General features: G+C 41.9%; 15 protein-coding genes, 20 tRNA genes, 3 rRNA genes and 1 pseudogene. 34 read left to right on the top strand and 5 right to left on the bottom strand.

The genetic code is table 11. The features are described 5' to 3' along the window. Positions 1-45: 45 nt before the first annotated feature. The 3 genes from groES (at position 46) to GOM48_RS07615 (ending at position 2861) form a co-directional block, all read left to right on the top strand. The gene (gene groES / locus GOM48_RS07625; RefSeq protein ID WP_235097024.1) at positions 46-330 is read left to right on the top strand and encodes a co-chaperone GroES; all 285 of its coding nucleotides are present in this window, start codon (positions 46-48) and stop codon (positions 328-330) included. 15 nt (positions 331-345) lie between these two features. Beyond that, complete coding sequence (gene groL, locus GOM48_RS07620; protein ID WP_235097023.1) at positions 346-1968, top strand: chaperonin GroEL; 1623 nt, start codon at positions 346-348, stop codon at positions 1966-1968. Between the two features lie 125 nt (positions 1969-2093). Next, entirely contained in the window at positions 2094-2861 is a 768-nt protein-coding gene (locus GOM48_RS07615; protein ID WP_000567567.1) for an epoxyqueuosine reductase QueH, read from the top strand. 69 nt (positions 2862-2930) lie between these two features. Here the strand turns inward: GOM48_RS07615 and GOM48_RS07610 are convergent, their stop codons facing one another. Both GOM48_RS07610 and recX read right to left on the bottom strand, forming a co-directional pair. Further along, a complete protein-coding gene (locus GOM48_RS07610; RefSeq protein WP_000775318.1) occupies positions 2931-3464 on the bottom strand; it encodes a DUF402 domain-containing protein in 534 nt (177 codons plus the stop codon). Positions 3465-3552: 88 nt separating this feature from the next. Beyond that, positions 3553-4329 (bottom strand): recombination regulator RecX, encoded by a 777-nt coding sequence (gene recX, locus GOM48_RS07605; RefSeq protein WP_235097022.1) that lies wholly within the window; start codon positions 4327-4329, stop codon positions 3553-3555. Positions 4330-4366: 37 nt separating this feature from the next. On the opposite strand from recX, the gene rlmD reads away from it, so the two are divergent. The 24 genes from rlmD (at position 4367) to GOM48_RS07485 (ending at position 12645) form a co-directional block, all read left to right on the top strand. Further along, positions 4367-5728 (top strand): 23S rRNA (uracil(1939)-C(5))-methyltransferase RlmD, encoded by a 1362-nt coding sequence (gene rlmD / locus GOM48_RS07600; protein WP_235097021.1) that lies wholly within the window; start codon positions 4367-4369, stop codon positions 5726-5728. A gap of 66 nt (positions 5729-5794) precedes the next feature. After that, positions 5795-5866, top strand: a tRNA-Glu gene (locus GOM48_RS07595). Between the two features lie 242 nt (positions 5867-6108). After that, positions 6109-7655: ribosomal RNA gene (locus tag GOM48_RS07590) — 16S ribosomal RNA — on the top strand. Between the two features lie 51 nt (positions 7656-7706). Continuing rightward, positions 7707-7779, top strand: a tRNA-Ala gene (locus GOM48_RS07585). 121 nt (positions 7780-7900) lie between these two features. Then, positions 7901-10803 (top strand): 23S ribosomal RNA (locus GOM48_RS07580). Positions 10804-10880: 77 nt separating this feature from the next. Next, positions 10881-10996: ribosomal RNA gene (rrf, locus tag GOM48_RS07575) — 5S ribosomal RNA — on the top strand. The 16S, 23S and 5S rRNA genes sit together here with 20 tRNA genes alongside, the layout of an rRNA operon. A gap of 4 nt (positions 10997-11000) precedes the next feature. Beyond that, a tRNA-Val gene (locus GOM48_RS07570) sits at positions 11001-11073 on the top strand. 2 nt (positions 11074-11075) lie between these two features. Next, a tRNA-Asp gene (locus tag GOM48_RS07565) sits at positions 11076-11148 on the top strand. A 22-nt stretch (positions 11149-11170) separates the two neighbouring features. Beyond that, positions 11171-11243: transfer RNA gene (locus tag GOM48_RS07560), tRNA-Lys, on the top strand. Between the two features lie 5 nt (positions 11244-11248). Beyond that, positions 11249-11330: transfer RNA gene (locus tag GOM48_RS07555), tRNA-Leu, on the top strand. Positions 11331-11342: 12 nt separating this feature from the next. Further along, a tRNA-Thr gene (locus tag GOM48_RS07550) sits at positions 11343-11415 on the top strand. Positions 11416-11436: 21 nt separating this feature from the next. Continuing rightward, positions 11437-11508, top strand: a tRNA-Gly gene (locus GOM48_RS07545). Between the two features lie 7 nt (positions 11509-11515). Beyond that, a tRNA-Leu gene (locus GOM48_RS07540) sits at positions 11516-11601 on the top strand. Between the two features lie 11 nt (positions 11602-11612). Beyond that, positions 11613-11686, top strand: a tRNA-Arg gene (locus GOM48_RS07535). A 16-nt stretch (positions 11687-11702) separates the two neighbouring features. Next, positions 11703-11776, top strand: a tRNA-Pro gene (locus GOM48_RS07530). A gap of 5 nt (positions 11777-11781) precedes the next feature. After that, positions 11782-11855 (top strand) — tRNA-Met (locus GOM48_RS07525). A gap of 13 nt (positions 11856-11868) precedes the next feature. After that, a tRNA-Ile gene (locus tag GOM48_RS07520) sits at positions 11869-11942 on the top strand. 11 nt (positions 11943-11953) lie between these two features. After that, positions 11954-12043: transfer RNA gene (locus GOM48_RS07515), tRNA-Ser, on the top strand. 11 nt (positions 12044-12054) lie between these two features. After that, positions 12055-12128, top strand: a tRNA-Met gene (locus GOM48_RS07510). A gap of 3 nt (positions 12129-12131) precedes the next feature. Next, positions 12132-12204, top strand: a tRNA-Phe gene (locus GOM48_RS07505). Positions 12205-12219: 15 nt separating this feature from the next. Next, positions 12220-12290: transfer RNA gene (locus GOM48_RS07500), tRNA-Gly, on the top strand. Positions 12291-12324: 34 nt separating this feature from the next. Beyond that, positions 12325-12398 (top strand) — tRNA-Ile (locus GOM48_RS07495). Positions 12399-12404: 6 nt separating this feature from the next. Then, positions 12405-12492 (top strand) — tRNA-Ser (locus GOM48_RS07490). A gap of 65 nt (positions 12493-12557) precedes the next feature. After that, positions 12558-12645, top strand: a tRNA-Ser gene (locus GOM48_RS07485). Positions 12646-12731: 86 nt separating this feature from the next. Here GOM48_RS07485 and GOM48_RS07480 read toward each other — a convergent pair. Continuing rightward, positions 12732-13666: pseudogene (locus GOM48_RS07480) on the bottom strand (ISL3 family transposase); the annotation flags it as partial. Positions 13667-13886: 220 nt separating this feature from the next. Between GOM48_RS07480 and GOM48_RS07475 the strand changes: the two are divergent. Then, positions 13887-14591: a hypothetical protein gene (locus tag GOM48_RS07475; protein ID WP_235097020.1), complete on the top strand. Its 705-nt coding sequence runs from the start codon at positions 13887-13889 to the stop codon at positions 14589-14591. Between the two features lie 89 nt (positions 14592-14680). Here GOM48_RS07475 and birA read toward each other — a convergent pair whose 3' ends face one another. Together birA and GOM48_RS07465 are read right to left on the bottom strand one after the other, a co-directional pair. Continuing rightward, the gene (gene birA / locus GOM48_RS07470; RefSeq protein WP_235097019.1) at positions 14681-15619 is read right to left on the bottom strand and encodes a bifunctional biotin--[acetyl-CoA-carboxylase] ligase/biotin operon repressor BirA; all 939 of its coding nucleotides are present in this window, start codon (positions 15617-15619) and stop codon (positions 14681-14683) included. Beyond that, complete coding sequence (locus GOM48_RS07465; protein ID WP_235097018.1) at positions 15616-16476, bottom strand: AraC family transcriptional regulator; 861 nt, start codon at positions 16474-16476, stop codon at positions 15616-15618. Before GOM48_RS07465 ends, birA begins: the two co-directional genes overlap by 4 nt. A gap of 107 nt (positions 16477-16583) precedes the next feature. Between GOM48_RS07465 and GOM48_RS07460 the strand changes: the two genes are divergently transcribed. From GOM48_RS07460 to GOM48_RS07435, 6 genes are all read left to right on the top strand, one after another. Continuing rightward, positions 16584-18746, top strand: coding sequence for an alpha-galactosidase (locus tag GOM48_RS07460; protein WP_235097017.1), 2163 nt, complete (start codon positions 16584-16586; stop codon positions 18744-18746). A 12-nt stretch (positions 18747-18758) separates the two neighbouring features. Continuing rightward, the gene (locus GOM48_RS07455; RefSeq protein ID WP_235097016.1) at positions 18759-20009 is read left to right on the top strand and encodes an extracellular solute-binding protein; all 1251 of its coding nucleotides are present in this window, start codon (positions 18759-18761) and stop codon (positions 20007-20009) included. Between the two features lie 18 nt (positions 20010-20027). Continuing rightward, positions 20028-20900, top strand: coding sequence for a carbohydrate ABC transporter permease (locus GOM48_RS07450; RefSeq protein WP_235097015.1), 873 nt, complete (start codon positions 20028-20030; stop codon positions 20898-20900). A gap of 16 nt (positions 20901-20916) precedes the next feature. Beyond that, entirely contained in the window at positions 20917-21750 is an 834-nt protein-coding gene (locus GOM48_RS07445) for a carbohydrate ABC transporter permease (protein ID WP_000711270.1), read from the top strand. 292 nt (positions 21751-22042) lie between these two features. After that, positions 22043-23485 (top strand): sucrose phosphorylase, encoded by a 1443-nt coding sequence (gene gtfA, locus GOM48_RS07440; RefSeq protein WP_044020299.1) that lies wholly within the window; start codon positions 22043-22045, stop codon positions 23483-23485. Between the two features lie 131 nt (positions 23486-23616). After that, positions 23617-24810 (top strand): O-antigen ligase family protein, encoded by a 1194-nt coding sequence (locus GOM48_RS07435; protein ID WP_008293041.1) that lies wholly within the window; start codon positions 23617-23619, stop codon positions 24808-24810. The last annotated feature ends 141 nt before the right edge of the window (positions 24811-24951 follow it).

The following is a 24951-nucleotide window of genomic DNA, read 5'->3' as shown; positions in this document are numbered from 1 at the left end:
TATAAAGAGTGCTAATAATATGTAGTTTATCATGGAGGAAAACAGATGTTGAAACCATTAGGAGACCGTGTTGTCTTGAAAATCGAAGAAAAAGAACAAACTGTTGGAGGCTTTGTCCTTGCAGGCTCAGCCCAAGAAAAAACAAAAACAGCTCAAGTTGTAGCTACTGGACAAGGTATTCGTACCTTGAATGGTGACTTGGTTGCTCCAAGCGTCAAGTCTGGAGACCGTGTCTTAGTTGAAGCCCACGCTGGTATTGATGTCAAAGATGGAGATGAAAAGTACATCATCGTTGGAGAAGCTAACATCTTGGCAATCGTGGAAGAATAATAGGAGGAAATAAGTATGTCAAAAGAAATTAAATTTTCATCTGATGCTCGTTCAGCTATGGTTCGTGGTGTCGATATCCTTGCAGACACTGTTAAAGTAACATTGGGACCAAAAGGTCGTAATGTCGTTCTTGAAAAATCATTTGGCTCACCATTGATTACCAATGACGGTGTTACTATTGCTAAAGAAATTGAACTAGAAGACCATTTTGAAAATATGGGTGCCAAATTGGTATCAGAAGTAGCTTCAAAAACAAATGATATCGCAGGTGACGGGACTACGACTGCAACAGTCTTGACTCAAGCGATCGTCCGCGAAGGAATCAAAAACGTTACTGCAGGTGCTAATCCAATCGGCATTCGTCGTGGGATTGAAGCAGCAGTTGCCGCAGCTGTAGAAGCCTTGAAAAACAATGCTATCCCTGTTGCCAACAAAGAAGCTATCGCTCAGGTTGCTGCCGTGTCTTCTCGTTCTGAGAAAGTCGGCGAGTACATTTCTGAAGCTATGGAAAAAGTTGGCAAAGACGGAGTCATCACCATTGAAGAGTCACGTGGTATGGAAACAGAGCTTGAAGTCGTGGAAGGAATGCAGTTTGATCGCGGTTACCTATCACAGTACATGGTGACAGATAGCGAAAAAATGGTGGCTGACCTTGAAAATCCATACATTTTGATTACTGATAAGAAGATTTCAAATATCCAAGAAATCTTGCCACTCCTAGAAAGCATTCTTCAAAGCAACCGTCCTCTCTTGATTATTGCGGATGATGTAGATGGCGAAGCTCTTCCAACTCTTGTATTGAACAAGATTCGTGGAACATTCAACGTAGTAGCAGTTAAGGCACCTGGCTTCGGTGATCGTCGTAAAGCTATGTTAGAAGACATCGCTATCTTGACAGGCGGAACAGTCATCACAGAAGATCTTGGTCTTGAGTTGAAAGATGCGACAATTGAAGCGCTTGGTCAAGCAGCGAGAGTAACTGTGGACAAAGATAGCACTGTTATCGTAGAAGGTGCTGGAAATCCTGAAGCTATTTCTCACCGTGTTGCGGTTATCAAGTCTCAAATCGAAACTACAACTTCTGAATTTGACCGTGAAAAATTGCAAGAACGCTTGGCAAAATTGTCAGGTGGTGTCGCAGTCATCAAGGTCGGAGCTGCAACTGAAACTGAGTTGAAAGAAATGAAACTCCGCATTGAAGATGCCCTCAACGCTACTCGTGCAGCCGTGGAAGAAGGAATCGTTGCTGGTGGTGGAACTGCTCTTGCCAATGTCATTCCAGCAGTGGCTGATTTGGAATTGACAGGAGACGAAGCAACAGGACGCAATATTGTTCTCCGTGCCTTGGAAGAGCCTGTTCGTCAAATCGCCCACAATGCAGGATTTGAAGGATCTATCGTTATCGATCGTTTGAAGAATGCTGAAGTTGGTACAGGCTTCAATGCAGCAACTGGCGAGTGGGTTGATATGATTGATCAAGGAATCATCGACCCAGTTAAGGTTAGTCGTTCAGCCCTTCAAAATGCAGCATCTGTAGCCAGCTTGATTTTGACAACAGAAGCAGTCGTAGCTAATAAACCAGAACCAGTAGCCCCAGCTCCAGCCATGGATCCAAGCATGATGGGCGGGATGATGTAAAAGTAACTTATAAAAAAACACAAAAGGAGGGAACATGCATCCCTCCTTTTATGGTTTTCTCTTCTAAATAGATTTGAGCTCTCCTAACTTATATGATAAAATAAGACTAGAAGAAGGAGAAGAACATGATCGATGTAGAAGAAATTCTGAGCAAGATGAATCCCAATCAGAAGATTAATTATGACCGTGTCATGCAGAAAATGGTTCAGGTTTGGGAGAAAAATGAGCAACGTCCCACTATTCTCATGCATGTTTGCTGTGCTCCTTGTAGTACCTACACCCTAGAATACCTGACAAAATACGCTGATGTGACCATCTATTTTGCCAATTCCAATATCCATCCCAAGGCAGAATACCACAAGCGAGCTTACGTCACCAAGAAATTTGTCAGTGATTTCAATGAGCGAACAGGCAATACGGTTCAGTACCTTGAAGCTCCCTACGAACCAAATGAATACCGGAAGTTAGTCAGAGGACTGGAAGAAGAACCCGAAGGTGGTGACCGTTGCAAGGTTTGTTTTGACTACCGTTTGGACAAAACAGCACAGGTAGCTATGGACTTGGGCTTTGACTACTTTGGTTCAGCCTTGACCATCAGTCCCCATAAGAATTCTCAAACCATCAACAGCATCGGAATCGATGTGCAAAAGATTTACACAACCCACTATCTTCCAAGTGATTTCAAGAAAAATCAAGGCTATAAGCGCTCGGTGGAGATGTGCGAGGAGTATGATATCTATCGTCAATGTTATTGTGGATGCGTCTATGCAGCTCAAGCCCAGAACATTGATCTTGTCCAGGTTAAGAAGGATGCCACGGCTTTCTTGTTAGATAAGGATGTTGAAAAAGACTATTCCCACATCAAGTTTACTGTCACTAAATTAGATATATAGAGATCAACCTAGCTACAAAGCTAGGTTTTTAAAATAAAAAACCAGGGTTCTCACCCCGGTTTGACAACTTTACCGATTCTTTAGTTCTATGTAGCGTTTGTACCAAATGTTGACATAGGCCTCTGAGAAAGGACCGCGTCCATTGTTGATCCAATCAACAAGGATTTTAACATGCTCCTTCAAAATATAGTCTAAATCATCAGAATACTTCATTTTGCGTTTATGGCGCTCATACTCTTCAACGTCCAAGAGACGCTTTTCACCATCAGTGAAGACCTTGACATCCAAATCATAATCAATGTATTTCAGGGCTTCTTCATCTAGATAGTAAGGACTTGCCATATTGCAATAGTAGGAAATCCCATTATCACGAATCATAGCAATGATATTAAACCAATATTTTTTGTGAAAGTAAACAATAGCCGGTTCTCGAGTCACCCAACGACGACCGTCACTTTCGGTAACAAGTGTGTGGTCGTTGACGCCAATAATAGCGTTCTCTGTTGTTTTTAGTACCATGGTGTCCCGCCAAGTACGGTGGAGACTCCCATCATGCTTATAACTTTGAATTGTAATAAAGTCGCCTTCTTTTGGAAGTTTCATAACTAACCAACTTTCTACAATTTATAAGTTTATCGTCAACTATTATATCATAAATTGGTCTAATTTTTTTGAATTTTACATGAAAATGTTAAAGATATTCTCTAAGAGCGCTCGCTATATCCGAAAAATCATAGCCTTTTCTAGCTAAAACTTGGGTTAAACGTTGTTTAAGTTCGTATCCTTCATACTTTCGAGCATACTTAGCATATTGTTTGTCTAGTTCTTTAAAAATGAGTTCCTGAGTCGTTTCTTGGTCAACTTGACTATCCAAGCTGTCAAAGGCATTTTTAGCATCAGAATAGGAGAAGCCTTTGTTCGTCAAGTTTTGAATAATCTTATCCTGCAAGGCACGAGCGGGAAGTTTTCCATTGTATTTTTTAAGCAGTTTTTCTGCAACACGTTGAGCAACCTCTGAAAAATCAAAATCCTTTAAAACATCTTCAATAGTTGATTTGGCAATCCCTTTTTGAGACAGTTTTTGAGCTAGCACATAAGGTCCCTTATCTCCAGAAAGTTGATTTGCATTGATGATAGAGTAGGCATACTGACGATCATTAATCCAGTTATCTTCTTTGAGGTTGGCGATAACTTGACTAGTGATTTTTTCATCCAGATCATACTTCTTCAAATATTCTCTTACTTCCTTTTCAGTACGAGCCTTGAAGGATAAATGGTAGAGAGCGAGGTTCTTACCATAAGAAAACTGAGCAAAGTCCTGAATCTCGATTAATTCTTCCTTGCTAACCACCTTATCTTTAGACAACATAAAACGGACAATGGTATCTTCCGTGATATAAGAGGTTTGCTGTCCATCTAGTTCCATCAAGTAGAGGCGTTTTTTCTTTTCAAGTTTTGTGATTTTCATAGTTCTATTATACCCTAAAATGTGATAAGATAGGGGTATGAATCTGAAAGTCAAACAAAAAATACCTTTAAAAATTAAGCGGATGGGCATCAATGGTGAGGGAATCGGTTTCTACCAGAAAACCCTCGTTTTTGTGCCAGGCGCCCTCAAAGGAGAAGATATCTATTGTCAGATTACTTCTGTTAAACGTAACTTTGTTGAAGCCAAATTACTAAAGGTTAATAAGAAGTCTAAATTTCGAGTCGTACCAGCTTGTACGATTTATAATGAATGTGGTGGTTGCCAAATCATGCACCTTCACTACGATAAACAGTTAGAGTTCAAAACGGATTTGCTCCACCAAGCCCTGAAAAAATTTGCTCCTACAGGATATGAAAACTATGAAATCCGTCCAACTATCGGAATGCAGGAACCAAAGTACTACCGTGCTAAGCTTCAATTCCAGACTCGGAAATTTAAAAATCAGGTCAAGGCAGGTTTGTATGCGCAAAACTCTCATTATCTCGTGGAGTTGAAAGACTGCTTGGTGCAAGATAAGGAAACCCAAGTGATTGCGAATCGCCTAGCTGAACTTCTTACTTATCACCAAATTCCAATTACAGATGAGAGAAAAACGCTCGGTGTTCGCACCATCATGGTGCGTCGAGCAAGAAAGACTGGACAAGTCCAGATTATCGTCGTAACTAACCGCCAGTTGAATTTGAATCACCTAGTCAAAGACCTAGTCAAGGATTTTCCAGAAGTCGTCACAGTTGCAGTCAATACAAATACAGCAAAAACAAGTGAAATCTATGGTGAAAAGACAGAAATTATCTGGGGCCAAGAGAGTATTCAAGAAGGAGTACTCGACTATGAGTTTTCTCTCTCGCCTCGAGCTTTTTATCAGCTTAATCCTGAGCAGACAGAAATTCTCTATAGTGAAGCAGTTAAGGCACTGGAGGTTAGCGAAGAAGATCATCTGATTGATGCCTATTGCGGTGTTGGGACAATCGGATTTGCCTTCGCAAATAAGGTCAAGAGTCTCAGAGGAATGGATATTATTCCAGAAGCCATTGAAGATGCCAAGCGAAATGCTAAAAAAATGGGATTTGGCAATACCCATTACGAAGCGGGAACAGCAGAAGAGATTATTCCACGCTGGTATCAAGATGGCTACCGAGCTAATGCACTGATAGTAGACCCTCCTCGTACGGGCTTAGATGATAAGTTGTTGGATACCATCCTGACTTATGTTCCAGAAAAAATGGTCTATGTATCCTGCAATGTTTCGACCTTGGCACGAGATTTAGTTAAACTAGTAAAAGTCTATGATCTCCAGTATATCCAGTCGGTCGATATGTTTCCCCACACCGCACGGACAGAAGCAGTCGTGAAGTTAGTGAAGAAAAGAAAAAATTAAATTCACTGAAAAATCCCTTGACAAAGAGGAAAAAGTAGGTATAATAGAAAGAGTTGAAAAACTCAAGGTCCGTTGGTCAAGGGGTTAAGACACCGCCTTTTCACGGCGGTAACACGGGTTCGAATCCCGTACGGACTATGGTATGTTGCGGATGGAACACTTGATGAAAAAAGTTCAAAAAAGTTTCAAAAAAGTGTTGACATAGGTCGACAGCTGTGATATACTAATATAGTTGTCGCTTGAGAGAGATTGAGTGACAAAGACCTTTGAAAACTGAACAAGACGAACCAATGTGCAGGGCGCTACAACTGACGTTGTAGTACTGAACAATGAAAAAACAATAAATCTGTCAGTGACAGAAATGAGTGAGAACTCAAACTTTTAATGAGAGTTTGATCCTGGCTCAGGACGAACGCTGGCGGCGTGCCTAATACATGCAAGTAGAACGCTGAAGGAGGAGCTTGCTTCTCTGGATGAGTTGCGAACGGGTGAGTAACGCGTAGGTAACCTGCCTGGTAGCGGGGGATAACTATTGGAAACGATAGCTAATACCGCATAATAGCAGTTATTGCATGATAACTGTTTGAAAGGTGCAATTGCATCACTACCAGATGGACCTGCGTTGTATTAGCTAGTTGGTGGGGTAACGGCTCACCAAGGCGACGATACATAGCCGACCTGAGAGGGTGATCGGCCACACTGGGACTGAGACACGGCCCAGACTCCTACGGGAGGCAGCAGTAGGGAATCTTCGGCAATGGACGGAAGTCTGACCGAGCAACGCCGCGTGAGTGAAGAAGGTTTTCGGATCGTAAAGCTCTGTTGTAAGAGAAGAACGAGTGTGAGAGTGGAAAGTTCACACTGTGACGGTATCTTACCAGAAAGGGACGGCTAACTACGTGCCAGCAGCCGCGGTAATACGTAGGTCCCGAGCGTTGTCCGGATTTATTGGGCGTAAAGCGAGCGCAGGCGGTTAGATAAGTCTGAAGTTAAAGGCTGTGGCTTAACCATAGTACGCTTTGGAAACTGTTTAACTTGAGTGCAAGAGGGGAGAGTGGAATTCCATGTGTAGCGGTGAAATGCGTAGATATATGGAGGAACACCGGTGGCGAAAGCGGCTCTCTGGCTTGTAACTGACGCTGAGGCTCGAAAGCGTGGGGAGCAAACAGGATTAGATACCCTGGTAGTCCACGCCGTAAACGATGAGTGCTAGGTGTTAGACCCTTTCCGGGGTTTAGTGCCGCAGCTAACGCATTAAGCACTCCGCCTGGGGAGTACGACCGCAAGGTTGAAACTCAAAGGAATTGACGGGGGCCCGCACAAGCGGTGGAGCATGTGGTTTAATTCGAAGCAACGCGAAGAACCTTACCAGGTCTTGACATCCCTCTGACCGCTCTAGAGATAGAGTTTTCCTTCGGGACAGAGGTGACAGGTGGTGCATGGTTGTCGTCAGCTCGTGTCGTGAGATGTTGGGTTAAGTCCCGCAACGAGCGCAACCCCTATTGTTAGTTGCCATCATTTAGTTGGGCACTCTAGCGAGACTGCCGGTAATAAACCGGAGGAAGGTGGGGATGACGTCAAATCATCATGCCCCTTATGACCTGGGCTACACACGTGCTACAATGGCTGGTACAACGAGTCGCAAGTCGGTGACGGCAAGCTAATCTCTTAAAGCCAGTCTCAGTTCGGATTGTAGGCTGCAACTCGCCTACATGAAGTCGGAATCGCTAGTAATCGCGGATCAGCACGCCGCGGTGAATACGTTCCCGGGCCTTGTACACACCGCCCGTCACACCACGAGAGTTTGTAACACCCGAAGTCGGTGAGGTAACCTTTTAGGAGCCAGCCGCCTAAGGTGGGATAGATGATTGGGGTGAAGTCGTAACAAGGTAGCCGTATCGGAAGGTGCGGCTGGATCACCTCCTTTCTAAGGATAAGGAACTGCGCATTGGTCTTGTTTAGTCTTGAGAGGTCTTGTGGGGCCTTAGCTCAGCTGGGAGAGCGCCTGCTTTGCACGCAGGAGGTCAGCGGTTCGATCCCGCTAGGCTCCATTGGTGAGAGATCACCAAGTAATGCACATTGAAAATTGAATATCTATATCAAATAGTAACAAGAAAATAAACCGAAACGCTGTAGTATTAAAAGAGTTTATGACTGAAAGGTCAAAAATAAGGTTAAGTTAATAAGGGCGCACGGTGGATGCCTTGGCACTAGGAGCCGAAGAAGGACGTGACAAACGACGATATGCCTTGGGTAGCTGTAAGTGAGCGATGATCCAGGGATTTCCGAATGGGGGAACCCAACAGGTACTACCTGTTACCCATATCTGTTAAGGATATGAGGAGGAAGACGCAGTGAACTGAAACATCTAAGTAGCTGCAGGAAGAGAAAGCAAAAGCGATTGCCTTAGTAGCGGCGAGCGAAACGGCAGGAGGGCAAACCGAAGAGTTTACTCTTCGGGGTTGTAGGACTGCAATGTGGACTCAAAGATTATAGAAGAATGATTTGGGAAGATCAGCCAAAGAGAGTAATAGCCTCGTATTTAAAATAGTCTTTGTACCTAGCAGTATCCTGAGTACGGCGGGACACGAGAAATCCCGTCGGAATCTGGGAGGACCATCTCCCAACCCTAAATACTCCCTAGTGACCGATAGTGAACCAGTACCGTGAGGGAAAGGTGAAAAGCACCCCGGGAGGGGAGTGAAATAGAACCTGAAACCGTGTGCCTACAACAAGTTCGAGCCCGTTAATGGGTGAGAGCGTGCCTTTTGTAGAATGAACCGGCGAGTTACGATATGATGCGAGGTTAAGTTGAAGAGACGGAGCCGCAGGGAAACCGAGTCTGAATAGGGCGCATTAGTATCATGTCGTAGACCCGAAACCATGTGACCTACCCATGAGCAGGTTGAAGGTGCGGTAAGACGCACTGGAGGACCGAACCAGGGCACGTTGAAAAGTGCTTGGATGACTTGTGGGTAGCGGAGAAATTCCAAACGAACTTGGAGATAGCTGGTTCTCTCCGAAATAGCTTTAGGGCTAGCGTCGACATTAGAGATTCTTGGAGGTAGAGCACTGTTTGGGTGAGGGGTCCATCCCGGATTACCAATCTCAGATAAACTCCGAATGCCAAAGAATTATGGTCGGCAGTCAGACTGCGAGTGCTAAGATCCGTAGTCGAAAGGGAAACAGCCCAGACCACCAGCTAAGGTCCCAAAATAATTGTTAAGTGGAAAAGGATGTGGGGTTGCACAGACAACTAGGATGTTAGCTTAGAAGCAGCTATTCATTCAAAGAGTGCGTAATAGCTCACTAGTCGAGTGACCCTGCGCCGAAAATGTACCGGGGCTAAAACAATTTACCGAAGCTGTGGATACCTTTATAGGTATGGTAGGAGAGCGTTCTATGTGTGATGAAGGTGTACCGTGAGGAGTGCTGGAACGCATAGAAGTGAGAATGCCGGTATGAGTAGCGAAAGACAGGTGAGAATCCTGTCCACCGTAAGACTAAGGTTTCCAGGGGAAGGCTCGTCCGCCCTGGGTTAGTCGGGACCTAAGGAGAGACCGAAAGGTGTATCCGATGGACAACAGGTTGATATTCCTGTACTAGAGTATGTAGTGATGGAGGGACGCAGTAGGCTAACTAAAGCAGACGAATGGAAGTGTCTGTCTAAGCAGTGAGGTGTGATATGAGTCAAATGCTTATATCTATAACATTGAGCTGTGATGGGGAGCGAAGTTTAGTAGCGAAGTTAGTGACGTCACACTGCCAAGAAAAGCTTCTAGCGTTAAACATACTCTACCCGTACCGCAAACCGACACAGGTAGTCGAGGCGAGTAGCCTCAGGTGAGCGAGAGAACTCTCGTTAAGGAACTCGGCAAAATGACCCCGTAACTTAGGGAGAAGGGGTGCTGACTTTAAGTCAGCCGCAGTGAATAGGCCCAAGCAACTGTTTATCAAAAACACAGCTCTCTGCTAAATCGTAAGATGATGTATAGGGGGTGACGCCTGCCCGGTGCTGGAAGGTTAAGAGGAGTGCTTAGCGGTAACGCGAAGGTATGAATTGAAGCCCCAGTAAACGGCGGCCGTAACTATAACGGTCCTAAGGTAGCGAAATTCCTTGTCGGGTAAGTTCCGACCCGCACGAAAGGCGTAATGATTTGGGCACTGTCTCAACGAGAGACTCGGTGAAATTTTAGTACCTGTGAAGATGCAGGTTACCCGCGACAGGACGGAAAGACCCCATGGAGCTTTACTGCAGTTTGATATTGAGTGTCTGTACCACATGTACAGGATAGGTAGGAGTCTATGAGATCGGGACGCCAGTTTCGAAGGAGACGTTGTTGGGATACTACCCTTGTGTTATGGCCACTCTAACCCGGATAGGTTATCCCTATCGGAGACAGTGTCTGACGGGCAGTTTGACTGGGGCGGTCGCCTCCTAAAAGGTAACGGAGGCGCCCAAAGGTTCCCTCAGAATGGTTGGAAATCATTCGCAGAGTGTAAAGGTATAAGGGAGCTTGACTGCGAGAGCTACAACTCGAGCAGGGACGAAAGTCGGGCTTAGTGATCCGGTGGTTCCGCATGGAAGGGCCATCGCTCAACGGATAAAAGCTACCCTGGGGATAACAGGCTTATCTCCCCCAAGAGTTCACATCGACGGGGAGGTTTGGCACCTCGATGTCGGCTCGTCGCATCCTGGGGCTGTAGTCGGTCCCAAGGGTTGGGCTGTTCGCCCATTAAAGCGGCACGCGAGCTGGGTTCAGAACGTCGTGAGACAGTTCGGTCCCTATCCGTCGCGGGCGTAGGAAATTTGAGAGGATCTGCTCCTAGTACGAGAGGACCAGAGTGGACTTACCGCTGGTGTACCAGTTGTCTTGCCAAAGGCATCGCTGGGTAGCTATGTAGGGAAGGGATAAACGCTGAAAGCATCTAAGTGTGAAACCCACCTCAAGATGAGATTTCCCATGATTATATATCAGTAAGAGCCCTGAGAGATGATCAGGTAGATAGGTTAGAAGTGGAAGTGTGGTGACACATGTAGCGGACTAATACTAATAGCTCGAGGACTTATCCAAAGTAACTGAGGATACGAAAGCGAAAGGTTTTCTTGGTATTTGATAGATATTCAATTTTGAGTAGGTATTACTCAGAGTTAAGTGACGATAGCCTAGGAGATACACCTGTACCCATGCCGAACACAGCAGTTAAGCCCTAGAACGCCGGAAGTAGTTGGGGGTTGCCCCCTGTGAGATATGGAAGTCGCTTAGCTCTAGGGAGTTTAGCTCAGCTGGGAGAGCATCTGCCTTACAAGCAGAGGGTCAGCGGTTCGATCCCGTTAACTCCCATAGGTCCCGTAGTGTAGCGGTTATCACGTCGCCCTGTCACGGCGAAGATCGCGGGTTCGATTCCCGTCGGGACCGTAAGATAACGGAAGTTATTTTAGACTCGTTAGCTCAGTTGGTAGAGCAATTGACTTTTAATCAATGGGTCACTGGTTCGAGCCCAGTACGGGTCATATTTGCGGGTTTGGCGGAATTGGCAGACGCACCAGATTTAGGATCTGGCGCTTAACGGCGTGGGGGTTCAAGTCCCTTAACCCGCATAGTAGAAATTAGCCGGCTTAGCTCAGTTGGTAGAGCATCTGATTTGTAATCAGAGGGTCGCGTGTTCAAGTCATGTAGCCGGCATTAGAACTAGAAGAGGTCGATGCGAACGTAGTTCAGTGGTAGAACACCACCTTGCCAAGGTGGGGGTCGCGGGTTCGAATCCCGTCGTTCGCTTAGAGAGGCCGGGGTGGCGGAACTGGCAGACGCACAGGACTTAAAATCCTGCGATTGGAAACGATCGTACCGGTTCGATCCCGGTCCTCGGCATATAATAATGAGCACCCTTAGCTCAACTGGATAGAGTACCTGACTACGAATCAGGCGGTTAGAGGTTCGAATCCTCTAGGGTGCATTTTTTCTATTTAACTCGGGAAGTAGCTCAGCTTGGTAGAGTACTTGGTTTGGGACCAAGGTGTCGCAGGTTCGAATCCTGTCTTCCCGATTGATGGCGGTGTAGCTCAGCTGGCTAGAGCGTCCGGTTCATACCCGGGAGGTCGGGGGTTCGATCCCCTTCGCCGCTATAAAGATCTTGTTGGACCTTTAGCTCAGCTGGTTAGAGCTCTCGGCTCATAACCGAGTGGTCGTAGGTTCAAGTCCTACAAGGTCCATTGTATATTTTGGAGGATTACCCAAGTCTGGCTGAAGGGAACGGTCTTGAAAACCGTCAGGCGTGTAAAAGCGTGCGTGGGTTCGAATCCCACATCCTCCTTTTATTATTAACGCGGGATGGAGCAGCTCGGTAGCTCGTCGGGCTCATAACCCGAAGGTCGTAGGTTCAAATCCTGCTCCCGCAATTTGGCTCGGTAGCTCAGTTGGTAGAGCAATGGATTGAAGCTCCATGTGTCGGCGGTTCGATTCCGTCTCGCGCCATTTTATAATAGTTATGCGGGTGTAGTTTAGTGGTAAAACTACAGCCTTCCAAGCTGTTGTCGCGAGTTCGATTCTCGTCACCCGCTTTGAACTTTGTTCAAATTACCAAGTTTTTGACTTGGGCGCGTAGCTCAGGTGGTTAGAGCGCACGCCTGATAAGCGTGAGGTCGGTGGTTCGAGTCCACTCGTGCCCATTAATAGGAGAATTACTCAAGAGGCTGAAGAGGACGGTTTGCTAAATCGTTAGGTCGGGTAACTGGCGCGGGGGTTCGAATCCCCCATTCTCCGTATACAGGAGCTATAAAGCGAGTGTAGGAGTTTAAATCAACTTATACCTATTAATTAAATATTTTGGAGAATTACTCAAGAGGCTGAAGAGGACGGTTTGCTAAATCGTTAGGTCGGGTAACTGGCGCGGGGGTTCGAATCCCCCATTCTCCGTGATATAATTTGAGAATCTTTGTCAACTCTAGTGGGTTGGTGAAAAGCCATATTCTGGAGAGAGCCACATTGTCACTCTCTTTTTTTTGCTCTTTATCCTTGAGAAAGATTTGAACGACAGCTTGAAAGCGAGGGTGGACCATCTTGAGATTATTTTTGATGAGTTCGAAAAAATTCTCTGCCTCCTTGTTCTGAAAGTTAAAAAGCAAGAGCTGATAGAGATTATAGTGTTTTTTCAGGTCTGGCGATAAAAGCGTTTATGACTTAGTTTCCGACTCTCCTGTTGGATGAGTTTCCAGTAGCGTTTGATTGCCTTATATTCGTGCGATCTCCTATCAAACTGATTCATGATTTGGATGCGAAGGCAGCTCATAGCACGGCCGAGATTTTGTACAATGTGAAAATAATCGAGGATGAATTTAGCAGAAGGAAAGAGTTTCTTAGCGATGTCGTAGTAGGAGCTAAATATGTCCATTGTAATGACTTTCATTCCATTTCGGACCTGTCTAGAATAACGAAGGAAATGATTGCGAATCGTTGCTTGAGTCCGTCCGTCTAAGATAGCTAGGATCTTATTTGAATCAAAATCTTGTGCAATGAAGCTCATCTTGCCTTTCTTGAATCTGTATTTATCCCAAGACATGTGAGTTGGAAGATAAATCTGTCTTGAATTTAAACTCTTTCAGTTTACGAATGATGGTGGAAGTGGAGATAGCCAAGCTTTCAGCGATGACCGTCATAGGGACTTTCTCGATTAATTTTTGAGCGATTTGGTGGTTTTTCTTGACTAAGGGATTCTCTGCGACAGCCATTTTTTACAGACTTTACAGCGGAAGCGCCGTTTCCTTAGACGAATTAGAATTTTGTATCCCGCACATTCTAGATAAGGGATTTTAGTTCTTTTGAAAATCATATTTCTTCAGTGATTTCCTTGTGGGGGATTCATATTGATAATATCTACACTCTTGATATTAGGGTCTTTAATGTCTAGTAATTTTGTGATGAAATGTAATAGTTCCATAAGATTCTTTCTAATGATGGTTTGGCCGTTTTTCATTATAGATCTTTTGGGACTTTTTTCTAGGCTATGTAATCTCCATAGTGGTTTTGCTCATTACAGAATTATAGAGCTCTATTATCTAATGCTGTTTCACTAACTTTCATACTAGAAAAAATCATAAATAGACTAGATTTAGTGGTATACTAAGGTTAGGGACTGTTAGTGGCTGGGGATAATCGAGATGAAAAATGGAGTAAAATTTCACAGTATTTTTTATAGATTTATACTATTTATCTTTCTAGTATTTCTAACTGTGATTTCAATGATCTTAGATGCAAAAAAAGCGCAAATTTGCTTTTTTAACCTATCTTTGACTATCGGGCAAGAGGAGTTGAAGATTGTTACAGTTGCGGTTTTGCTCTTTACTTTTCTTTTATCTTTCATGTTCAAATGGAAGTGTTTAATCCATAAAACTGGGATTTATCTAAGAAAAATTGATTTATTTATAGCTTGGGATGAGATTAGAGGTCTTTGCCATGTCTGGATAAATGAATATCATCGTGGACCTCATGGTTTCTTGTTCTATAATCGTAAGACGCTGGTTATTTATAGAGAAAATTATCAACCGATTTGCCTTTATAATATCTCAATATTGGCCTTATATGTGGCTAAATGTTATCATCCAAAATTGAAAACTAATATAGTCTCAGCAACGTTAGCAAGTCTCTTCAATATGGCTTTAAATGCATGCTTCTTGTACGAGATGTTTAGTAAAAATTTGGTGAATATAAAAGCTGAAGTCTTTATGTTTTGGCTGCTCTTGTATGCTGTTAAAGTTTTTGCACTTCCATTGGTCATGCTTGGACACGAAAATCACTGCTATGGGGTTTCTTTGGCACATAGCACGGCATATAAAAAGAATGCCTCGAAAGCTATTCACCTGTAAAGTGTTGGAAGGAAGCCAGCTATTTATATATCTGTTGCTTTCTACATTCAAAAAGCACTATATGTTGCTAGTTGCATATAGTGCCGTTGTTAAGTCCAGCTAGTGAGTGAGATTTCACCACTATTGAGCCAGATTTCTGTCTGGTCATCAAGCTGGATAAGGAGTTGTCCTTTGTCGGAGATGTCCTTGGCGACTCCTTTTTTTTCAGTCTGTTCTTGGATAAAACTGACCTCTCTTCCTAGAACAAGAGAGTGTTCTTTATAAAGATAGAGTAGTTCTTCGGGTGCTGTTTGGTAGAAACAACGCCAAATTTCTGAGATTAGTTCGTTTCGTGTGATAGGAGCTGGTGGTGTAAAGAGACTTCCAGCTTTTTCTTTTATCTCTTTGGGAAAATCGCTGATGGCAAAGTTGATTCCAACGCCGATAATGACATCTGTTACTAGACCTGTTTCCACGGACGTCATGGCTTCGGTGAGGATACCTGCTATTTTTTTATTTTTAAAGTAGATGTCATTTACCCATTTGATACCCACGTCAATCAAGGTGAGGTTTTTAATAGCTTTGTAAATGGCACCTGCTGTAAGTAATGTGTAGGCAGGAAGCTGGTCATAGGTGAGATTTGGCTGAATATGTAATGACATATAAATACCTCCCTGAGCAGGAGAGTAGTAAGGGCGCTGAAAGCGGCCACGACCTGCTGTTTGACATGTGGAAAGATAGAGACTATTTCCCTGGCTTCCACCTTCAATACCTTCTTTTGCATCTGTTTGAGTAGATTTTGTTTCAGGCTTGTAGAGAATGCTTAAGTTGGTTTTCTCTTGAATCAAATCAGGTAGGATCAAATCGCCTTGAATAAGTTTGTAACCTTTATTTTTAATACTGTCAATCACGAGCCCTTCTTGTTGGAGGCGTTGAATTGCCTTCCATATGGATGTACGACTTAACGACAGTTCTTCTGCAATTTTTTCTCCGCTAACATAATCGTTTTCTCTAGCTAATATTTGGTAGACTAGTTGGTGTGATTTCATTGATTTTCCTTTCTAGCTAAGAGGGAGTGAGAGAGTTCTTTTCGAGTTTGACTCGGTGTTTTATGAAAAAACTGCTTGTAGGCTTTTGAGAAATGGAGAGGATCTGAAAAGCCGACGGAGTACGCAATGACTTTAATAGATTCTTCAGTATGTTCCAGAAGTTGTTGTGCACGATGCATCCGAACGTAGAGTAGATACTCTTTTGGAGAGAGTTGGTGAAATTCTTTAAACACACTAGTTAAGTAACTTCTATGAACCGATAGCTCTTTAGCTAAATCTTGAATGGTGAGCGATTGAGGGTAGTGACTATCTATCAATCGTTTGCAGTCAAGATAGAGTTGGTGGGTTGATGAAATATTCTCTTTTTTCTGATTGGGAGCAATCGTTCCTAGATGAAACATTAGTTCATGGAGTTGCCCCATGATGTGGAGTTGAGCCAATTCATTCGATTTTGTAATCTGAGCGAAACGGACAATACTATCAACGAGTTTTGCAGTTGTATGCGTATGACAGTTTTTTGACTGGATGAGGTAGGATTGGTCAGAAATTTGAGATAGAGCAAAGTAGTCAGGTGCCCTCCCTCCAGTGATCCCTAACCAGTAGTAAGCCCAAGGATTCTGGCTATCTGCTTGATAGAAGGTTAATTCATCTGGTTTTAGTAAAAAGAAATCTCCTGCCTTTAAATCAACAATTTTACCCTTATAGTGGAATTGACCTTTTCCTTTAGTAATGTAATGTAGTACATAGGTGTCACGAATGGCTGGACCAAAAGAGTAGTTAGGCGTGCATTCTTCATAGCCGTAAAAGCTAAGAGAAAGGTCAATTGTTCCAGTCTGGTATTCTGAAAAAACGAGCATGGGCCACCTCCTACCTAACATTTTACCATACTTTGTAGACATTTCTCTATTTTAGAAAGCGCTTTTATTTGATAAAATTTTATCAAGAAATCGAAGAGGTGAAATATATGGGAGTTCGAATAGAGAATAATCTATTTTACGTTGAGAGTAAAGGTCTAAGTTTGATTATTGAAAATAGGGATGGGTTCTTATTATTAAAACATTTAGGAAAGACTATTAAGAACTATAGAGAAGCTAATAGTGTTTATGAACGCGATCATGCTTTTTCACCTAATCCAACAGCTACTAATCGAACCTTTAGTTTAGATACGCAACGTCAAATTTTTGGACAACATGGTTTGGGTGACTTTAGAAAACCAACTTTACTGGTTCAACATGATGCAACTGAAGTAACAGACTTTCGATTTGTAGAAGCAAAGATTTTAAAAGGTCAGAATGGTCCACAGGGCTTACCTTCTCCACATAGCATGGACGATACAGAGACTCTTGCCTTGATTTTAAAAGATTCTCAAGCTAAACTTGATCTGACGCTTTATTATACTGCTTTTGATAATGATGCGACAATTGCTAGCTACAGCAAATTGGAGAATAATAGTAATCAGGAAGTTATCATCCACAAGAACTTTTCTTTTATGGCTGATTTTCCCGCTGCGGCTTACGAAATTGTAACTCTGCAGGGTGCTTATGCTCGTGAAAAGACTGTTCGACGTCAACAGGTAGAACAAGGAATCTTTTCAATTAGTTCGAACCGTGGTGCTTCTGGTCATGCTCAAACACCAGCTCTTCTATTATGTGATCAAGGAGTCACAGAGGATGCTGGGAATGTGTTTGCCCTGCAACTACTGTATAGTGGAAACTTTGAAGCTTTTGTTCAAAAGAATCAGTTGAATGAAGTTCGGGTGGCTATTGGCATTAATCCAGAAAACTTTTCTTGGAAGTTAAATCCTGAGGAAAATTTTGAAACACCGGTAGCTTTAGTGACTTATTCAGATAAGGGATTAACTGGTATTAGCCATGAAAGTAAAAATTTTGTACTTAAGCACATTATGCCAAGTCAGTTTTCTAAAAAAGAACGTCCAATTCTAATCAATAACTGGGAAGCAACTTACTTTGACTTTCAGAGAGAAAAACTGTTAGAACTAGCTGATGAAGCTAAGAAAGTTGGAATTGAACTTTTTGTATTAGATGATGGGTGGTTTGGTAATCGCTTTGATGATAATCGTGCTTTAGGTGATTGGGTTGTTAATGAGAAAAAACTGGGTGGAAGCCTAGAAAGTCTGATTTCAGTGATCCATGAAAGAGGTTTGCAGTTTGGGCTTTGGTTAGAACCGGAGATGATTTCTGTAGATAGTGATTTGTATCGCAAACATCCTGACTGGGCCATCCAGGTCCAAGGATATGAGCATACTTACTCTCGGAATCAATTAGTGCTTAATCTTGCAAATTCTCAGGTAGTAGAATATTTGAAAAATGTATTAGATGAACTCCTCTCTCATCATAAAATTGACTACATCAAATGGGATATGAACCGCAATATCACTAACCTAGGAAATGGCTTAACTTATCTGGAAACCCAGATGCAGTCTCATCAGTACATGCTGGGGCTTTATGAACTTGTTTCTTATCTGACAGAGAAGCACAACCATATTCTCTTTGAGTCCTGCTCTGGTGGTGGAGGACGAAATGATCTTGGTATGATGCGTTATTTCCCACAAGTCTGGGCTAGTGATAATACTGATGCTATTGCACGTTTACCAATTCAATACGGTTCATCCTATCTCTATCCAACCATTTCTATGGGGGCTCATGTGTCAGCAGTACCAAATCATCAGATGGGACGAATGACACCATTGGAAACTCGTGGTCATGTGGCAATGATGGGGAATCTGGGTTATGAGCTTGATTTGACAAGTTTATCAGATGAGGAGAAAGTTGAGATTGCTAATCAGGTGAACTTGTATAAAGAAGTGCGGCCAGTAGTCCAGTTGGGAAACCAGTATAGGTTAATCAATCCCGATGCTGCATCCAATGAAGCAGCTGTACAATTTAACTATGGAAATCAAACGATTGTAACCTACGTCCGAGTCCTATCAGTTGTGGAAACAATGGAAACAACTTTAAAGTTAAAAGATTTGGATGAAGAGGGACGGTATGAATTACAGGAAAATGGTGTAGTTTACTCAGGTGCAGAACTCATGTATGCGGGTATTACTATGGAGCTTCCGCAGGGAGATTATCTCAGCAGGCAGTTACATTTCATTAGAAGATAAGGAGATAAAATCATGAGATGGTATAAAAAGATGAGCTTAATTGCTACTACAGGACTCTGCCTTTTGGGACTGTCAGCTTGTAGTAGTCAAGAGGAGTCAACTGATGGCAAGGTAACGATTGAGTTTTTTAACCAGAAGACCGAGATGGCAGATACCTTGCAAAGAATAGTGGATGATTTTGAGAAGGAATATCCTAATATTGATGTGAAGTTGACAACAGTGCCCGCAGCAGGTATTGTCCTAAAAACGCGTGTTTTATCAGGGGACGTGCCAGATATTGTCAATATCTACCCTCAAAATATGGATTTCCAAGAGTGGGCGAAGGCAGGCTATTTTGCAGATATGACAGGAAAAACCTATCTTGAGAACATCAAGAATGACTATGCCGAAAAGTATGCAATCAATAACAAGATTTATAGTGTGCCTTTAACGGCCAACCTTTATGGAATCTATTACAATAAAACGAAGTTTAAAGAATTAGGGCTTGAGGAACCGAAGACTTTTAAAGAGTTTCAAGAGATTGTTAAAAAGATAAAAGATAATGGGAATTCTCCATTTGCAGTTGCAGGCAATGAAGGCTGGACATTAAATGGTTACCACCAACTTTCTCTCATTACTATTACAGGTAGTGGAGATGCGGCTAATAACTACCTTCGCTTTTCAAAACCAAACGCTATCTCTGCAGATGATGCTGTTTTAAAAGCCGATGCAGAACGACTAGATTTATTGGCAGATAATGCTCAAGATGGTTGGCGTGGTGCTTCTTATAATGATGCGGTGGTAGCATTTTCGAGTGAAACAGCTTTGATGATGCCACAAGGATCATGGGCATTAGCGGCAATTAATCAACAGGATCCAAAATTTGAGGTGGGGATGTTTGCCTTCCCAGGAGAAGAAGTAGGAAAAGAAGTTACTGTTGGTGCAGGGGACATGGCATTATCAACTTCGGCTACTACTAAACATCCGAAAGAAACCGAAGAATTTATCAGCTATATGACTAGTCCAAAAGCTATGCAGTCATATTATGATGTAGATGGATCACCAGTTGCTGTAAAAGGCATACAGGAAAAAGAAGACTCAGCGCTTGCAGATATTTCTAAACTGGCATTTACGGATAAACATTATGTTTGGTTGGGCCAACACTGGAATTCTGAAGAAGATTTTTTTAATCTAAGTGCAGGTTACTTGATGGATAAAAATCTGAAAAATATGGCAAACAATCTCAATGCTTTCTTTAATCCAATGAAGGCAGATTTGGACTAGAATAGGAGTTAAGATGATATGGCTATTCGAAAATTTTTAAATAAATACTGGGGTTGGACTTTTTTGCTCATCCCGCTTGCTTTACAAGCTGTCTTCTTTTACTTTCCGATGGTGCAAGGTGCTTTCTATAGTTTGACTAACTGGACTGGATTAACCTATAATTACAAATTTGTTGGTTTGAATAACTATAAGCTGCTGATGATTGATGGGAAATTCTTCACAGCCATAGCCTTTACTTTGATTTTAACTCTGGCATTGATTATTGGAGAGATTACAATTGGAATGGTTGTGGCTCGAGCCTTAAATTCTAAGATGAAAGGGCAGACCTTCTTTAGAGCTTGGTTCTTTTTCCCAGCTGTTTTGTCTGGTTTGACAGTTTCCTTGATTTTCAAGCAATTCTTCAACTATGGTCTTCCAACAATTGGAAGAATTTTAGGGATTGGTTTTTTACAAGAGAGTCTATTAGGAACACCTGTCGGAGCGGTAGTAGAAACTATTTTTGTTCTTCTATGGCAAGGAGTAGCAATGCCAATTATTCTCTTTCTTGCTGGTCTTCAGAGTATTCCAAATGATATTTTAGAGGCGGCATCAATTGATGGTGCAACAAGCAAACAAACCTTTTGGAAGATTGAACTACCATATTTGCTGCCAACGATTTCTATGGTTTTTATTCTGGCTCTTAAGTCCGGTTTGACAGCCTTTGACCAGATTTTTGCCTTGACGAGTGGTGGTCCAAATAATGCTACAACGTCTCTTGGACTTTTAGTCTACAACTATGCCTTCAAGAGTAACCAATATGGATATGCGAATGCAATTGCCTTGATTTTATTCTTAATTATTGGAATTGTTTCTATTATCCAAATCAAACTATCAAAGAAATTTGAAATCTAATAGAGGAGTCCTACACATGAAAAAAGAAGAAAAATTGAATCAGTTTTGGAAATATGTCCTCTTGATAGTCGGTGGTATTCTTATACTTGTTCCTTTGTTGGTAACAGTATTTAGTTCTTTCAAAACAACTAAGGATATCATGAATCATTTCTTTAGTTTGCCCAATCCTTTTACGTTGAGTAATTATGAACGATTGATTTCGGATGGAATTGGAGGCTATTTCTGGAATTCAGCTGTTATTACGGTGTTATCATTGATTGTAGTAGCTTTCTTTATACCAGCTGCAGCTTATTCCATTGCTCGAAATATGTCCAAGAAAAAAGCCTTTGCAATTATGTATTCGCTCTTGATCTTAGGGATATTTGTTCCATTTCAGGTGATTATGATTCCCATCACAGTTATGATGAGTAAACTCGGTCTAGCAAATATGTGGGGGCTAGTAATACTCTACCTAACTTATGCTATTCCACAGACTCTCTTCTTGTATGTTGGTTATATAAAAATCAGTGTACCAGATAGTTTGGACGAAGCTGCGGAAATTGATGGGGCTGATCGTTTTACAATTTATCGTCGAATCATTTTTCCAATGTTGAAGCCCATGCATGCGACAACTTTGATTATCAATGCTCTCTGGTTCTGGAATGACTTTATGTTGCCACTCTTGATTCTGAATAAGGATTCCAAGATGTGGACTTTGCCTCTCTTCCAATACAACTACCAAGGTCAGTACTTCAATGACTATGGTCCAAGTTTTGCATCTTATATTGTGGGAATTGTAACGATAACCATTGTCTACCTCATCTTCCAAAAACATATCATTTCAGGAATGAGTAACGGGGCAGTGAAGTAACAAGATACAAAGCCCGTTAAAAGCTCACAGTGAAAATAGGGAATCTGAATAAGAAGCCTTGGCTTCTTGGAAGATTCATCTTTTTCACACAGAGCTTAGGGCGTGTTCAATTAAGATACAAAGGAACGGTTCAGCTTACTGACAATTCTATGTAGAAAACAAGAAAATAGTACTTAATTGCTTGCAGTCTATAGTAGTACGAGTTCAATATGAACAAAAACCTAAAAATATCTTTCATTTACGAAGCCAGGTCATATAAGACTTGGCTTTCATCAGAAAAAGGAGACCATCTATGACCATTCAAAATAAAACCATGTTGATTACTTACTCAGATAGTCTTGGAAATAACCTTAAAGACTTGTATGAGAATTTGGAAGAACATTTTGGCGATGCTATTGGAGGAGTTCACCTTCTACCATTTTTCCCGTCAACAGGAGATCGTGGATTTGCACCAGTTGACTATGATGAAGTGGATCCAGCGTTTGGTGATTGGGAGGATGTTAAGCGTTTAGGTGAGAAATATTATCTTATGTTTGACTTTATGATTAACCATCTTTCTCGTCAATCGAAATATTATAAGGACTATCAAGAAAAACATGAAGCTAGTGAATTTAAAGATCTCTTTTTAAACTGGGATAAGTTTTGGCCGGAAAATCGTCCGACACAAGCTGATGTAGATTTAATTTACAAGCGTAAGGATCGTGCACCAAAGCAAGAGATTGTTTTTGCAGATGGTTCAGTAGAACATTTGTGGAATACCTTTGGTGAGGAGCAGATTGATCTTGATGTGACCAAAGAAGTAACGATGGCATTTATCCGTAAGACGATTCAACATCTAGCAAGTAACGGGTGTGATTTGATTCGTCTAGATGCTTTTGCTTACGCAGTGAAGAAATTGGATACCAATGATTTCTTTGTGGAACCAGATATTTGGAATTTATTGGACAAAGTTCGAGATATCGCTGCTGAGTATGGGACAGAGCTCTTACCTGAGATTCATGAACACTATTCGATTCAGTTTAAAATAGCGGACCATGATTACTATGTTTACGATTTTGCCCTTCCAATGGTGACCCTTTATACTCTTTACAGTTCCAGAACAGAGCGTTTGGCTAAGTGGTTAAAGATGAGCCCGATGAAGCAATTTACGACACTAGATACCCATGATGGGATTGGAGTGGTGGATGTCAAGGATATCCTGACTGATGAGGAAATTGACTATGCTTCAAATGAGCTCTATAAGGTTGGAGCGAATGTCAAACGTAAGTACTCTAGTGCAGAGTATAACAACCTAGATATCTACCAAATCAATTCAACCTACTATTCTGCGCTTGGAGATGATGATGTCAAGTATTTCCTCGCTCGTTTGATTCAAGCTTTTGCTCCAGGCATTCCTCAGGTTTACTATGTGGGTCTATTAGCAGGAAAAAATGACTTGAAATTATTAGAAGAAACTAAAGAAGGTCGAAATATTAATCGTCATTACTATAGCAACGAGGAAATAGCAGAAGAAGTTCAACGTCCTGTGGTGAAGTCCCTTCTCAATCTATTTTCTTTCCGTAATCAATCAGAGGCCTTTGACCTAGAAGGGACTATTGACGTTGAAACACCAACAGCTCATAGCATTGTAATCAAACGTCAAAATAAAGACAAGTCTGTAACAGCAGTAGCAGAAATTGATCTGCAAAGTCAGACCTATCAAGTAGTGGAAAACGGCAGAAAAATTCAGTTCTAGTGCTATATTGATGATAGAATTTTTTGTGGTGAAAACGTGTTCATTGTTCCCAAATGACGGAAAAAATGGTAGAATATAAAGATAGTTTAGCATTTATCTTCTGGAGAAATCCAGAACAGAAAGGATCCGTTTTGAAATCAATTGGATTACTGGATAAGATAAGAGGGCTTTCGAAAAAAGATTTCTTTTTATATTTGATGATCATAAGTATCTTTTTACCTTTTTATTTATTCTTAGGGCTCTTTGCTTTATATTTGATAGGTTTACTTGTTACTGGGGAGATGAAGGGAATTATCAAAGGATTGGCCAAACATCCTGTACTTCTCTTTTTTATTGCCTACAGTAGTATCATCTCTATCGTCGCTAAGAATTGGCTTGGATTGGTTGCATCTTTACTGATGTTTCTCTTCCTCATTTTCTTTAGTTTCTACCAGAAACGTCTGACACATGCTTTCTTTCGACTGATACTGCAGACAATCTTGTTTGGTAGTGTGCTCTCTGCGGCTTTTGCTACTTTGGAGCATTTCCAAATTGTAAAGAAATTTAACTATGCCTTTCTTTCGCCCAATATGCAGGTATGGCATCAGAATCGGGCAGAAGTGACCTTTTTTAATCCTAATTACTATGGAATTATTTGTTGTTTCTGTATCATGATTGCCTTCTATCTCTTTACAACGACCAAGTTGAATTGGTTGAAGGTATTCTGTGTGATTGCAGGCTTTGTTAATCTCTTTGGATTGAACTTTACGCAAAATCGAACTGCCTTTCCTGCTATTATCGCTGGAGCCATCATTTATCTCTTTACAACCATTAAAAACTGGAAGGCCTTTTGGCTTAGTATCGGGGTCTTTGCGATTGGCTTGAGTTTCCTTTTTTCTAGTGATTTGGGAGTTCGGATGGGGACTTTAGATTCCTCTATGGAAGAACGCATTTCTATCTGGGATGCTGGGATGGCCTTGTTTAAGCAAAATCCTTTTTGGGGGGAGGGGCCATTGACCTATATGCACTCTTATCCTCGGATAAATGCTCCTTATCATGAACATGCTCACAGCCTTTATATTGATACGATTCTGAGTTACGGAATTGTGGGAACCATTTTATTAGCTTTGTCTTCTGTTGCTCCTGTTCGTTTGATGATGGATATGAGTCAGGAGTCGGGGAAACGTCCAATTATCGGTCTTTATCTATCTTTCCTTACAGTGGTTGCTGTGCATGGAATCTTTGACTTGGCCCTTTTCTGGATTCAGTCAGGCTTCATTTTCTTGTTAGTTATGTGCAGTATTCCATTGGAGCGTCGAACTTTGGTATCAGACATGACGGATTAAGTTTATAAGATTGAAATCTTCTACCTTGAGTAGGAGATTTTTTACTGAGAAAAATTAGTTCTAAATCGAAATAGTTGACAGTTAGAATAATAAGTATTATAATGTTTTCATTCGTATCGATATGGAAATAAATTGGAGGTT

Source organism: Streptococcus oralis, assembly GCF_021497885.1.
GTDB classification, from domain to species: domain Bacteria; phylum Bacillota; class Bacilli; order Lactobacillales; family Streptococcaceae; genus Streptococcus; species Streptococcus oralis_BQ.
This window is presented reverse-complemented; position numbering and strand designations above follow the sequence as displayed.

Bases quoted from the DNA above. Each gene is read 5' to 3' on its own strand.
- GOM48_RS07450 (WP_235097015.1), top strand. From the start codon at position 20,028: ATGGCTATTCGAAAATTTTTAAATAAATACTGGGGTTGGACTTTTTTG.
- gtfA (WP_044020299.1), top strand. From the start codon at position 22,043: ATGACCATTCAAAATAAAACCATGTTGATTACTTACTCAGATAGTCTT.
- GOM48_RS07455 (WP_235097016.1), top strand. From the start codon at position 18,759: ATGAGATGGTATAAAAAGATGAGCTTAATTGCTACTACAGGACTCTGC.
- recX (WP_235097022.1), bottom strand. From the start codon at position 4,329: ATGAAAATCACAAAACTTGAAAAGAAAAAACGCCTCTACTTGATGGAA.
- birA (WP_235097019.1), bottom strand. From the start codon at position 15,619: ATGAAATCACACCAACTAGTCTACCAAATATTAGCTAGAGAAAACGAT.
- GOM48_RS07610 (WP_000775318.1), bottom strand. From the start codon at position 3,464: ATGAAACTTCCAAAAGAAGGCGACTTTATTACAATTCAAAGTTATAAG.
- rlmD (WP_235097021.1), top strand. From the start codon at position 4,367: ATGAATCTGAAAGTCAAACAAAAAATACCTTTAAAAATTAAGCGGATG.
- GOM48_RS07460 (WP_235097017.1), top strand. From the start codon at position 16,584: ATGGGAGTTCGAATAGAGAATAATCTATTTTACGTTGAGAGTAAAGGT.
- GOM48_RS07615 (WP_000567567.1), top strand. From the start codon at position 2,094: ATGATCGATGTAGAAGAAATTCTGAGCAAGATGAATCCCAATCAGAAG.
- GOM48_RS07445 (WP_000711270.1), top strand. From the start codon at position 20,917: ATGAAAAAAGAAGAAAAATTGAATCAGTTTTGGAAATATGTCCTCTTG.
- GOM48_RS07465 (WP_235097018.1), bottom strand. From the start codon at position 16,476: ATGCTCGTTTTTTCAGAATACCAGACTGGAACAATTGACCTTTCTCTT.
- groL (WP_235097023.1), top strand. From the start codon at position 346: ATGTCAAAAGAAATTAAATTTTCATCTGATGCTCGTTCAGCTATGGTT.
- GOM48_RS07475 (WP_235097020.1), top strand. From the start codon at position 13,887: ATGAAAAATGGAGTAAAATTTCACAGTATTTTTTATAGATTTATACTA.
- groES (WP_235097024.1), top strand. From the start codon at position 46: ATGTTGAAACCATTAGGAGACCGTGTTGTCTTGAAAATCGAAGAAAAA.